We start from the raw sequence: 12919 nt of genomic DNA, 5'->3' as shown, positions 1-12919 counted from the left end.
TGGCCTTCGCCGAGTCAGCCGCCCGTCGTCTGCTCGCAGGCCTGAGGAGATAGCAAGATGCCCAAGGTCGGTATGCAACCCATCCGCCGCCAGCAGTTGATCGAAGCCACGTTACAGGCGGTCGATCAGGTCGGTCTGGGGGACGCCAGCATTGCGCTGATTGCCCGTTTGGCCGGTGTGTCGAACGGCATCATCAGTCACTACTTTCGGGACAAGAACGGCCTGATTGCAGCGACGATGGGCTACATCATGAACATGCTCAACGAAGGTGTTCGAGCACGTCGCCAGGCCCTGAAGGACGACAGCCCGCGCGCCCACCTGAAAGTGATCATCGAGGGCAACTTCGATGCCAGCCAGGTGAACGGCCCGGCAATGAAAACCTGGTTGGCCTTCTGGGCTTCCAGCATGCACCAGCCCGATTTGCACAGGTTGCAGCGGATCAACGACCACCGCTTGTATTCCAACCTGTGCTGCCAGTTCCGCCGCGCCTTGCCGCTCTACCATGCGCGCAAGGCAGCCCGCGGCCTGGCAGCTTTGATCGATGGCCTGTGGCTGCGTGGTGCCCTGTCGGGTGATGCATTCGACACCGACCAGGCGATACGGATTGCTTACGAATACATGGATCTACAACTGGCTAAACAGCACACCCTGGGTACAAACGACCAGGCCGCTGAACAACCGCGCACGGCCCTTGCCAACCCGGCTGGAGCGTGACGCGCAAGCCAAACCACACACTGCACTTGCGAGGACACTATGGCCCGTTTCGGAACGCAAAAACTCTACATTGATGGCGCTTACGTCGACGCTGGCAGCGATGCCACCTTCGAAGCCATCAACCCGGCCACCGGCGAAGTCCTCGCCCACGTACAGCGTGCCACCCAGGCTGACGTCGAGAAGGCTGTGGAAAGCGCCGAGCGCGGCCAGAAAGTCTGGGCAGCGATGACTGCCATGCAGCGTTCGCGCATCCTGCGCCGCGCCGTCGACATCCTGCGCGAGCGCAACGACGAGCTGGCCATGCTGGAAACCCTGGACACCGGCAAGTCGTACTCCGAAACACGCTATGTCGACATCGTCACCGGCGCCGACGTGCTGGAATACTACGCAGGCCTGGTACCGGCCATCGAAGGCGAGCAGATCCCGCTGCGCGAATCGTCCTTCGTCTACACCCGTCGCGAGCCGCTGGGCGTCACCGTAGGTATCGGTGCCTGGAACTACCCGATCCAGATCGCCCTGTGGAAGTCCGCCCCGGCCCTGGCCGCTGGCAACGCGATGATCTTCAAGCCGTCGGAAGTCACCTCGCTGACCACCCTGAAACTGGCCGAGATCTACACCGAGGCCGGCCTGCCAAACGGCGTGTTCAACGTCCTGACCGGCAGCGGCCGCGAAGTCGGCACCTGGCTGACCGAGCACCCACGCATTGAAAAAGTGTCCTTCACCGGCGGCACCACCACCGGCAAGAAGGTCATGGCCAGCGCGTCCAGCTCGTCGCTGAAGGAAGTGACCATGGAACTGGGCGGCAAGTCGCCCCTGATCATCTGCGCCGACGCCGACCTGGACAAGGCCGCCGACATCGCCATGATGGCCAACTTCTACAGCTCGGGCCAGGTGTGCACCAACGGCACCCGCGTGTTCATCCCTGCGCAGATGAAAGCGGCTTTCGAAGCCAAGATCGCCGAGCGCGTTGCCCGCATTCGCGTTGGCAACCCAGAAGACGAAAACACCAACTTCGGCCCGCTGGTCAGCTTCCCGCACATGGAAAACGTGCTGGGCTACATCGCCAAGGGCAAAGAAGAAGGTGCCCGCGTGCTGTGCGGCGGCGAGCGTCTGACTGCCGGTGACTTCGCCAAGGGCGCCTTCGTGGCCCCGACCGTGTTCACCGACTGCACCGACGACATGACCATCGTCAAGGAAGAAATCTTCGGCCCGGTGATGAGCATCCTCACCTACGAAACCGAAGAAGAAGTGATCCGTCGTGCCAACGACACCGAGTACGGCCTGGCCGCCGGTGTGTGCACCAACGACATCACCCGCGCCCACCGCATCATCCACAAGCTGGAAGCCGGTATCTGCTGGATCAACGCCTGGGGCGAATCGCCGGCCGAAATGCCGGTCGGTGGCTACAAGCAGTCGGGCGTCGGCCGTGAGAACGGCGTCAGCTCGCTGGCTCAATACACCCGCATCAAGTCGGTCCAGGTCGAGTTGGGCGGCTACAACTCGGTCTTCTAAGGCCCAGTCCAGCCACGCCCGTGCCGCCGTGCGCGGGCGTTCCCGCTCCCTGATCACCGCCAACACGAGGGTACTTTCATGTCCCAAGAATTCGATTACATCATCGTCGGCGCAGGCTCCGCCGGTAACACCCTGGCGACCCGCCTGACCGAAGACGCCGGCGTTACCGTACTGCTGCTGGAAGCCGGTGGCCCCGACTACCGCTTCGACTTCCGCACCCAGATGCCAGCCGCACTGGCTTTCCCGCTGCAGGGCCGCCGCTACAACTGGGCCTACGAGACCGACCCGGAGCCGTACATGGACGGCCGCCGCATGGAATGTGGCCGCGGCAAGGGCCTGGGCGGCTCGTCGCTGATCAACGGCATGTGCTACATCCGCGGTAACGCCATGGACTTCGACGGCTGGGCAGAACTGCCAGGTCTGGAAGACTGGACCTACCTGGACTGCCTGCCGTACTTCCGTAAAGCCGAAACCCGCGACATCGGCCCGAACGACTATCACGGCGGCGAAGGCCCGGTCAGCGTGACCACGCCAAAAGCGGGCAACAACCCCCTGTTCCACGCCATGATCGAAGCCGGCGTGCAGGCCGGTTACCCGCGCACCGAAGACCTCAACGGCTACCAGCAGGAAGGCTTCGGTCCCATGGACCGTACCGTGACCAAGAACGGCCGCCGTTCCAGCACCGCCCGTGGCTACCTGGACCAGGCCAAGAAGCGCCCGAACCTGACCATCGTCACCCACGCCCTGAGTGACCGCGTGCTGTTCGACGGCAAGCGCGCCGTTGGCGTGACCTACCTGGTCGGCGACAGCGAAGAGCGCGTTGAAGCCCGTGCGCGCAAGGAAGTGATCGTCAGCTCCGGCGCCATCGCTTCGCCGCAACTGCTGCAACGTTCCGGCGTCGGCCCGCGTGCCCTGCTGGAAAGCCTCGACATCCCGGTGGTGCACGACCTGCCGGGCGTTGGCGAAAACCTGCAGGACCACCTGGAGCTATACCTGCAGTACGCCTGCACCCAGCCGGTGTCGCTGTACCCCTCGCTGCTGTGGTGGAATCAGCCGGCCATCGGTGCCGAGTGGATGTTCAACGGCACCGGCATCGGCGCCAGCAACCAGTTCGAGGCTGGCGGTTTCATCCGTACCCGCCCTGAATTCAAATGGCCGAACATTCAGTACCACTTCCTGCCAGTGGCCATTAACTACAACGGCTCCAATGGCGTGAAGGAACACGGTTTCCAGGCGCACATGGGTTCCATGCGCTCCCCTGCCCGCGGCCGCATCCAGGTCAAATCGAAGGACCCGCGCCAACACCCGAGCATCCTGTTCAATTACATGTCCACCGAGCAGGACTGGCAGGAATTCCGTGACGGCATCCGCCTGACCCGTGAAATCATGGCCCAGCCGGCGCTGGACCCGTACCGTGGCCGCGAAATCAGCCCGGGCGCCCACGTGCAAACCGACGAAGAACTGGACAAGTTCATCCGCGAGCACGCCGAAACTGCCTTCCACCCGTCCTGCTCGTGCAAGATGGGCACCGATGACATGGCAGTGGTCGACGGCGAAGGCCGTGTGCACGGCATGAAGGGCCTGCGTGTGGTCGATGCGTCGATCATGCCGCTGATCATCACCGGCAACCTCAACGCCACCACGATCATGATCGCCGAGAAAATCTCGGACAAGATCCGTGGACGCAAGCCGCTGCCGCGCAGCACCGCCAAGTACTACGTGGCGGGCGATGCACCGGTGAAGGGCAAGCCGATGCGTGAAGTGAAGCAAGGCTGACAGCAGTACTAATGGGGCTGCTTTGCAGCCCCAAATCACTTGATTGGCTGACATCAAAGATGTGTCACGTCGGTACCGCAAAAAACGTACGCATCAACCCGTCATCCTCCACACCCAATCGTTCAGCCATCACCTGACGGTCGAACAAGGCCCCCGTGCGCATCTCACGCACCCTCGCCCCCTCCGGCGCCCGCGCCAGTGCCTTCAGGCACACTTCCATGAAGCGATGATTGCCTCCCTTCACCGGCGTCAGCTTTTCAACCTGCAAATAACGCCCCGGCATCATCAGCGACTCCGCCTCGTCCGGACGCCTTGAGAACGGCCCGATCGGCATTGCCTGCACGTTCTCACCCGGCTCCAGCACATACACCAACGCATTGTCGCCAAAAGCCCCCTTTCCGCTCGCCTGGGTCTGCGGGTCGTTGAACACCTCCCACAGGGCATAAGGGTTTTCTGTGAACGACGTGAAATCGCTGGTCACCAACACGTCGCCCACTGCAAGGGCACCCTCGCCCGTCGTCGGTATGCCAGAACCACGCAGGCCGGACGCCGCACGGTACAGCCGCACTTGATTGTTCAAGCCTAATTGCCCAAGCGCATGTGCAAGGTCGTGGCTGCGCTGGATGCTCTCTGCACGCGAGCCTTCCAAAGGCAAACCTTGCCACAAGTTGTTGTAGCGCTCCGGCGAGCTGGTGTATTCGGCAATGGCGGCCGAGCCAAAGCCATGCTCATCGCGGTAAACCGGGTAGGGCTCACTGAAAGCATCGAGATAAGCACCGCCGGCACCTACGCTGTCGAGATCGGCCCAAGGCACCGCTCCAAGCAAAGCGGCCTGGCGAGCCAAGGCCTGATCCGACATGGCCAGCAACTCGTCTGCAGCCGGTGCCATGTAGCGCGCCCAGTCCACCTTGGCAACGACGGTTTGCGCCTGGCCTGCCACGCGTGGCGGCAGGCGGGCATCGGTGAACAGCTCACTGGCACGCAGCATTGCCGCATCGAGCAGAATGAACAGCACATCCACAACCACCGCCCACCAGGCAGCCGTGCGCCAGGCCGCCTTGCCATTGAGCGCACGGTCCAGGTGCAGGGCCAGGCTCGCAGTGCCAAGCCCGAGCGACGTCAGGATCACTGGCCAACCCAGTGGCGCCATCGGCGCAATCAACATGCTTGCAGCCTGCAACCCAGCCAGCCATTCGGCCTTGCGCAGCTGTGCATTGGTGGTCAGCCGTTCGTGGGCCTCATGGACCAGCGCATCCATGAACATCTCACGAACACGAATGAACAGGTCACCCACAACAGCTTGCCGCTGCGTGTCATTCGAAAAAGCATGCGCTGCAATCCAAGCCTGTAACGCCTGGCGGCCGCCAAATACCAGCAGCACATCCTGCGCAGCGGGTAGAAAAGCGCACGCTCTACCGGTCTTGAGCGTGTACAGGAACAGTGGCTTGGCATCAGGGGCATGGCCGGACAGCGCACACCAGCCACCCCGGGCATTTGCAGGGTAATCCTCGCGCAAGGCTTTCAGGCTACTCGGCAGCTTCGTCACACGGAGTGTTGCCGCCAGCAGTTCACGCCGCTCAGGTTCGCTCAGCACGGATTGACCGACAGCGGCAAGAAAGCGAGCGCGGGCCAGTACGCAGTAATCTTCGCCACGCTGCTCGCGAAAACGGCTCAGTGCCTCGCTGTAGCGCCCCGCAAAATCCATTTGCCAGAACGCCTTCAGCATCGCCTGCGGGTCGAGCCGCACTTCGTTACGCTCGTCATAATCGCTATGGCTGGCATCCACCCGGTAGAAACCGCCGTAGACACTCAACTCATCGGCAGCAGTCTGCTGCTGAGGGCTGAAGCGTTGGATAACCAGCTCGGTCAGGCTCAGCGACCGCCGCGGCGGCCCACGGTGGCGCCAGCCGGTGTAGCTGCGGGGGCTGTTGGCCGTTGACTTGAATTCATGCCAGTAGAGCGTGTCCGGGTCCAGCCAGTATCCCAGCTGGTGGCGCAGCACATGGCCCGCCGCCTCGCGCGCCATGCCGTGCAGATCTGGAAATTGCCCGAGCAGGCGCTGGGCCACCTGGGCAAGAGGGAGGCGTTGTTTATCGTTCATGTTACTCGGCTGCCTGACTGTGGGGGGCACCACTACATCCGCAAGCCGTAACTACAGTGCGGTATCGCTTTACAGCCCGCATCAGCCTCAGGTTAGAATCGATTGGCACGCGACCTGCTAGCTTTTGCTGAAAAATCCGCTACCACGTCCCTTCCCCCGCTGTTTCGGAGTACCTGCCTTTGGATGCAAGCACCATCAATAGCCTGTTCCTGATCGGCGCATTGCTGGTGGGTGCAAGTATCCTGGTCAGCTCGCTGTCGTCGCGCCTGGGCATCCCTATCCTGGTCATCATCCTCGCCGTCGGCATGGTCGCCGGTGTGGATGGTGGCGGCATCATCTTCAACAACTACCCCACCGCCTACCTGGTGGGCAACCTGGCACTGGCCGTGATCCTGCTCGACGGTGGCCTGCGCACACGGGTGGCAAGCTTTCGCGTGGCACTGTGGCCGGCGCTGTCGCTGGCCACGGTCGGGGTAATGATCACCACCGCCCTCACCGGCTTGGTCGCCGCCTGGCTGTTCAACCTCAGCCTGATCCAGGGCCTGCTGATCGGCGCCATCGTCGGCTCTACCGACGCTGCGGCGGTGTTCTCGCTGCTGGGCGGCAAAGGCCTGAACGAGCGGGTTACCGCTACGCTGGAAATCGAGTCGGGCAGCAACGACCCGATGGCGGTGTTCCTCACTGTCACCCTGATCGACATGATCGCCAGCGGCCAGACTGGCCTGCACTGGAGCCTGCTGGGCCATCTACTGCGCGAATTCGGCATTGGCGGCCTGTTGGGGCTGGGCGGTGGCTGGCTGATGCTACAACTGGTCAACCGCATCAACCTGGCCGGCGGCCTGTACCCCATCCTGGTGGTGGCCGGTGGCCTGGTGGTGTTCTCGCTGACCAACGCCCTGCACGGCAGTGGCTTCCTCGCCGTTTACCTGTGCGGCCTGGTGCTGGGCAACAAGCCGATCCGCAGCCGCCACGGCATCCTGCACATGCTCGACGGCATGGCCTGGCTGGCCCAGATCGGCATGTTCCTGGTGCTGGGGCTGCTGGTCACCCCGCACGACCTGCTGCCCATCGCCCTGCCGGCGCTGGGCCTGGCGCTGTGGATGATCCTGGTGGCGCGGCCGCTGTCGGTGGTCGCTGCCTTGCTGCCCTTCAAGGCCTTCCATGGCCGCGAGAAAGGCTTCATTTCCTGGGTCGGCCTGCGCGGCGCGGTACCGATCATTCTGGCGGTGTTCCCGCTGATGGCCGGCCTGCCGGACGCCCAGCTGTTCTTCAACCTGGCGTTCTTCATCGTGCTGGTGTCGCTGCTGGTGCAAGGCACCAGCCTGCCGTGGATGGCCAAGCTGCTGAAAGTGACCGTACCGCCAGACCCGGCACCGATTTCCCGCTCTGCCCTGGAAGTGCACATCACCAGCGAGTGGGAGCTGTTCGTGTACCGCCTGGGTGCCGAAAAATGGTGCATCGGCGCCGCCCTGCGCGAGCTGAAAATGCCCGAAGGCACGCGGATCGCCGCCCTGTTCCGTAACGAGCAACTGCTGCACCCGTCGGGCAGTACCGTGCTGGAAGTAGGCGACATGCTCTGCGTGATCGGCCACGAGCACAACCTGCCGGCCCTGGGCAAACTGTTCAGCCAGGCGCCACAGCGTGGCCTGGACCTGCGTTTCTTCGGCGATTTCGTGCTCGAAGGCGATGCCGAACTGGGCGCAGTGGCAGCGTTGTACGGCCTGAAACTCGATGGCCTGGACGCGAAAATGCCGTTGGCGCAGTTCATCCGACAAAAGGTCGGAGGCGCTCCAGTAGTAGGTGACCAGGTCGAATGGCATGGCACGATCTGGACCGTGGCGACCATGGACGGGAACAAGATCCAGAAAGTGGGCGTCAGATTCCCCGAAGGAACGCGACCCGGACCAGGATTGTTCCTCTAAACTTCGTTTCTGCCGGATCCACAAGTAGTCTGCCTATGTCCCTGCGCGTGTACCTTCGCACAGCCCTGCTCGGGCTGTGCCTGTCCCTTTCCTTTGCGGCCACTGCCGCAGAGGCGCCGACCACCGCCAGCATCCAGAACAGCCTCGACAAGATCGCTGAGCGCAAGCTGCCTGAGGCCGACCAGAAGGCCCTGCAGCAGGTGCTCGAACAGACCTTGAGCCAGCTCGCCAGCAAGGAAGACAGCGAGAAGAAACTTGCCGCGCTGAAGCAGCAGCTGGCCGGGGCCCCGAAAGAAACCAGCGACAGCCAGAAAGAGCTCGCCAGGCTCAAGGAAAGCAAGCCCCAGCCTGTCGCCCAGCGTTATGCCACGCTGAGCGTGCCGCAGCTTGAGCAAATGCTCAACGAACGCAACACCCAGCAGGGCGAGCTGCAAAAGGCGCTGTCCGAAGCCAACAGCCTGATCATCAATTCACAAACCCGCCCGGAACGCGCCCAGGCCGAAATCAGCAACAGCCAGGCCCGTACCCAGCAGATCAACAACATCCTGAAAACCGGCAAGGACGGCGGCAAATCCATCAACGCCGACCAGCGCAACCAGCTCAATGCCGAGCTGGCCTCGCTCAATGCGCTGACCCTGCTGCGCCGCCAGGAGCTGGCCGGCAACAGCCTGCTGCAAGACCTGGGCAACGCCCGCCACGACCTGCTGATCGAACGCGCTACGCGCCTGGAGCAGGAAATCCAGGACCTGCAGACCCTGATCAACGACAAGCGCCTGGCCCAGTCTCAGGAGGCGGTTACCCAGCAGTCCATCGAAGCCCAGAAGGCCGGCGGCAGCAGCCTGCTGGCCACCGAAAGCGCGCTTAACCTCAAGCTTTCCGACTACCTGCTGAAAAGTACCGACCGCCTGAACGAACTGACCCAGCAGAACCTGCGCACCAAACAGCAACTGGACAGCCTGACCCAGGCCGACCAGGCACTGGACGAGCAGATCAACGTGCTCAAGGGCAGCCTGTTGCTGTCCAAGATCCTCTACAAGCAGAAGCAGACCCTGCCGCACCTGAAGGTCGACCGCGACCTGGCCGACCAGATCGCCGACACCCGCCTGTACCAGTTCGAGGTCAACCAGCAGCGCGAGCAAATGAGCAGCCCGGTCACTTACGTCGACAAGCTGCTGGCTGCCCAACCGCAGGAAGAGGTGACGCCTCAACTGCGCAAGGCCCTGCTGGAAGTGGCCATCAACCGTAGCGACCTGCTGGAGCGGTTGAACCGCGAGCTGTCGGCGCTGCTGAACGAATCGATCACCCTGCAGCTCAATCAGAAGCAGTTGCTGGGCACCGCGCAGAGCCTGCGCACCACCCTCGACGAGCAGATGTTCTGGATCCCCAGCAACAAGCCGCTGGACTGGGACTGGCTGAGCTATGTGCCAGAGCGCCTGGCCGACCAGGTCGCCAACCTGCCGTGGGGCTCGGGCCTGAAAGAACTGGCCGACGGCCTCAGCCAGCGCCCGCTGCTGTTCCTGCCATTGCTGCTGGTGATTGGCGCCTTGCTATGGCGGCGCAAGTACCTGTACCAACGGCTGGGCAAGGTACACCAGGACATCGGCCACTTCCGCCGTGACAGCCAGTGGCACACGCCCCAGGCAATCTTCATCAATATCCTGCTGGCAATGCCGGTCAGCCTTGGCCTGGCGCTGTGCAGCTACGCCCTGCAGATCGACGCCCGCGGGCAGAACGCCAACCTGGGCGCCGCCCTCTGGCAACTGGCCCAGGCCTGGCTGGTGTTCTACACCGCCTACCGCATCCTCGCCCCCGGTGGCGTGGCCGAAATCCACTTCCGCTGGCACAAGCCGCAGGTCGAGTTCCTGCGCGGCTGGGTGCGCCGCCTGGGCACCGTGGTGCTGGCGCTGGTCGGTGTGGTGGCGGTGGCCGAGCACCAGCCCTCGGCGCTGGCCGACGACGTGCTGGGGATCGGCGTGGTGCTGACGTGCTACGCACTGATGGCCTGGCTGCTCAGCCGCCTGCTGCTCAGCAGCCCGGCACACCGCGACACTTCACTGTTCCGCAAGGCAGTGGGCGTGGCCTTCACCGCCCTGCCCATCGCCCTGTTCGTCGCCGTGTGCTTCGGCTACTACTACACCGCACTGAAACTCACCGACCGGCTGATCTACACCCTGTACCTGCTGCTGTTCTGGCTGGTGATCGAGGCTGCATTCGTGCGTGGCCTGTCGGTCGCGGCACGGCGCCTGGCCTACCAGCGGGCGCTGAGCAAGCGGGCGGCGGCCAAGGAAGGGCTGGATGGCGAAGTCATCACCGAAGAGCCGACGCTGGACATCGAGCAGGTCAACCAGCAATCGCTGCGCCTGATTCGCCTGGCCCTGCTCGGCGGCTTCATCGCCGGCCTGTACTGGGTGTGGGCAGACCTGATTTCAGTGTTCGCCTACCTCAACAACTTCGTCCTCTACGAATACACCAGCGGCACCGGCGCCGCCGCCAGCATGGTACCGATCAGCCTTGGCGACCTGCTGGGTGCGCTGGTGATCGTCGGTATCACCTTCGCCCTGGCCGGCAACTTGCCGGGCCTGCTGGAAGTGCTGGTGCTGTCACGCCTGAACCTGGCCCAGGGCAGCGCCTACGCCACCACCACGCTGTTGTCGTACACCATCGTCGGCGTCGGTATCGTCAGCACCCTGTCCACCCTGGGGGTGAGCTGGGACAAGCTGCAATGGCTGGTGGCTGCACTGTCGGTGGGCCTGGGCTTCGGCATGCAGGAAATCTTCGCCAACTTCATCTCTGGCATCATGATCCTGTTCGAGCGCCCGGTGCGCATTGGCGACACCATCACCATCGGCAACCTGTCCGGCACGGTCAGCAAGATCCGCATCCGCGCCACCACCATCACCGACTTCGACCGCAAGGACATCATTGTCCCCAACAAGACCTTCATCACCGGCCAGCTGATCAACTGGTCGCTGACCGACACGGTTACCCGGGTGACGCTGAAACTGGGCATCGACTACGGCTCCGACCTGGACCTGGTACGTGACCTGCTGCTCAAAGGTGCGCATGAGAACCCACGGGTGCTCAAGGACCCTGAACCGATCGTGTACTTCCTCAACTTCGGCGAAAGCTCGCTGGACCACGAACTGCGCATGCACGTACGCGACCTGGGCGACCGCAACCCGACGCTGGACGAGATCAACCGCTACATCAGCCGCGAGTTCAAGGCGCACAACATCAAGATCTCGGTGCGCCAGGTCGAGGTATTCCTGATGGACCCCAACGGCGGCAAACAGCAGTTGATTCCGATGGAGCAGCCCAAACCGGATGGCACTGCACCGGCCTGAGTGGGCTCGAATGCTTTATTCTGTGCTGAATCTCAGGAGCAGCCCGTGAAAGCCCTCGACCAACTCACCTTCGACAACCGCTTCGCCCGCCTGGGCGATGCGTTCTCTACCCAGGTCCTGCCAGAACCCATCGCAGACCCGCGCCTGGTCGTTGCGAGCGAGTCGGCCATGGCGCTGCTCGACCTCGACCCCGCCCAGGCCGACCTACCGGTGTTCGCCGAGCTGTTCAGCGGCCACAAACTGTGGGAAGAAGCCGACCCACGCGCGATGGTGTATTCCGGCCACCAGTTCGGCTCCTACAACCCGCGCCTGGGCGATGGCCGTGGCCTGCTGCTGGCCGAAGTGCTCAACGACAAAGGCGAACACTGGGACCTGCACCTGAAGGGGGCCGGCCAGACCCCGTATTCGCGCATGGGCGACGGCCGCGCTGTGCTGCGCTCGTCGATCCGCGAGTTTCTGGCCTCCGAAGCCCTGCACGCCCTTGGCATCGCCACCAGCCGTGCGCTGTGCGTGGTCGGCTCCAGCACCCCGGTATGGCGCGAAACCCGCGAAAGCGCTGCCATGCTCACCCGCCTGGCGCAGAGCCATGTGCGCTTCGGCCATTTCGAATACTTCTACTACACCAAACAGCCCGAGCAGCAGCGCGTGCTGATCGATCATGTACTGCAGCAGCACTACCCTGAATGCCAGGATGCCGAGCAACCGTACCTGGCCATGTTCCGCACCATCGTCGAGCGCAATGCCGAACTGATCGCCCGCTGGCAGGCCTATGGTTTCTGCCACGGGGTGATGAACACCGACAACATGTCGATCCTGGGCATCACCTTCGACTTCGGCCCCTACGCCTTCCTCGATGACTTCGACGCCAACTTCATCTGCAACCACTCCGACGACCGTGGCCGCTACAGCTACGCCAACCAGGTGCCCATCGCCCACTGGAACCTCAGCGCGCTGGCACAGGCCCTGACCACGGTGATCGAGGTGGAGCCCCTGAAGGAGGCACTGGGGCTTTTCTTGCCCCTGTACCAGGCCCATTATCTGGACCTCATGCGCCGCCGCCTGGGCCTGACCACTGCCGAGGATGACGACATGGCGCTGGTCGAGCGCCTGCTGCAGTGCATGCAGCGGGGTGGTGTGGACTACAGCCTGTTCTTCCGAAAGCTGGGCGAACAGCCGGTTGCCGAGGCGCTGAACCTAGTGCGCGATGATTTTATCGACCTGGCCGCTTTCGATGCCTGGGGCGCAGATTATCTGGCCCGCTGTGAGCGTGAACCCGGTAATGCCGAAGGGCGCCGTGAACGGATGCATGCGGTGAACCCGCTGTATGTGCTGCGTAATTATCTGGCCCAGAGAGCCATCGAAGCGGCCGAAGCGGGGGATTACAGTGAAGTGCGGCGGTTGCATCAGGTGCTGACCAGGCCGTTCGAGGAACAAGCCGGCATGCAAGCCTACGCTGAGCGACCGCCGGAATGGGGCAAGCATCTGGAAATCAGCTGCTCTTCTTGATTGATGATTGCTCAGCCGGCGATAGGGCCGGCAAAAACAACACA

7 protein-coding genes are annotated in these 12919 nt (G+C 63.2%); 6 read left to right on the top strand and 1 reads right to left on the bottom strand.

Annotated elements, in window-relative coordinates; translation table 11 throughout:
• The first annotated feature begins 57 nt into the window (after positions 1–57).
• From betI to betA, 3 genes are all read left to right on the top strand, one after another.
• The gene (gene betI, locus D8767_RS02480; protein WP_016712476.1) at positions 58–714 is read left to right on the top strand and encodes a transcriptional regulator BetI; all 657 of its coding nucleotides are present in this window, start codon (positions 58–60) and stop codon (positions 712–714) included.
• A gap of 39 nt (positions 715–753) precedes the next feature.
• On the top strand, positions 754–2226 hold the full coding sequence (betB, locus tag D8767_RS02475) for a betaine-aldehyde dehydrogenase (RefSeq protein ID WP_016712477.1): 1473 nt from the start codon (positions 754–756) through the stop codon (positions 2224–2226).
• A gap of 78 nt (positions 2227–2304) precedes the next feature.
• Positions 2305–4002: a choline dehydrogenase gene (gene betA / locus D8767_RS02470; protein WP_016712478.1), complete on the top strand. Its 1698-nt coding sequence runs from the start codon at positions 2305–2307 to the stop codon at positions 4000–4002.
• Between the two features lie 64 nt (positions 4003–4066).
• Here betA and D8767_RS02465 read toward each other — a convergent pair whose 3' ends face one another.
• The gene (locus D8767_RS02465; RefSeq protein WP_016712479.1) at positions 4067–6103 is read right to left on the bottom strand and encodes a dermonecrotic toxin domain-containing protein; all 2037 of its coding nucleotides are present in this window, start codon (positions 6101–6103) and stop codon (positions 4067–4069) included.
• 179 nt (positions 6104–6282) lie between these two features.
• On the opposite strand from D8767_RS02465, the gene D8767_RS02460 reads away from it, so the two are divergent.
• The 3 genes from D8767_RS02460 to selO are packed head-to-tail and all read left to right on the top strand — an operon-like array spanning position 6283 to position 12875.
• Positions 6283–8025 (top strand): potassium/proton antiporter, encoded by a 1743-nt coding sequence (locus D8767_RS02460; protein ID WP_016712480.1) that lies wholly within the window; start codon positions 6283–6285, stop codon positions 8023–8025.
• 35 nt (positions 8026–8060) lie between these two features.
• Complete coding sequence (mscK, locus tag D8767_RS02455; protein ID WP_016712481.1) at positions 8061–11369, top strand: mechanosensitive channel MscK; 3309 nt, start codon at positions 8061–8063, stop codon at positions 11367–11369.
• A gap of 45 nt (positions 11370–11414) precedes the next feature.
• Positions 11415–12875: a protein adenylyltransferase SelO gene (gene selO / locus D8767_RS02450; protein ID WP_016712482.1), complete on the top strand. Its 1461-nt coding sequence runs from the start codon at positions 11415–11417 to the stop codon at positions 12873–12875.
• Positions 12876–12919: the final 44 nt, after the last annotated feature.

Source organism: Pseudomonas sp. LTGT-11-2Z, from assembly GCF_003691445.1.
GTDB classification, from domain to species: Bacteria; Pseudomonadota; Gammaproteobacteria; order Pseudomonadales; family Pseudomonadaceae; genus Aquipseudomonas; species Aquipseudomonas monteilii.
The sequence above is the reverse complement of the archived record's forward strand: the minus strand, read 5'-3'. Positions and strand labels throughout refer to the sequence as shown.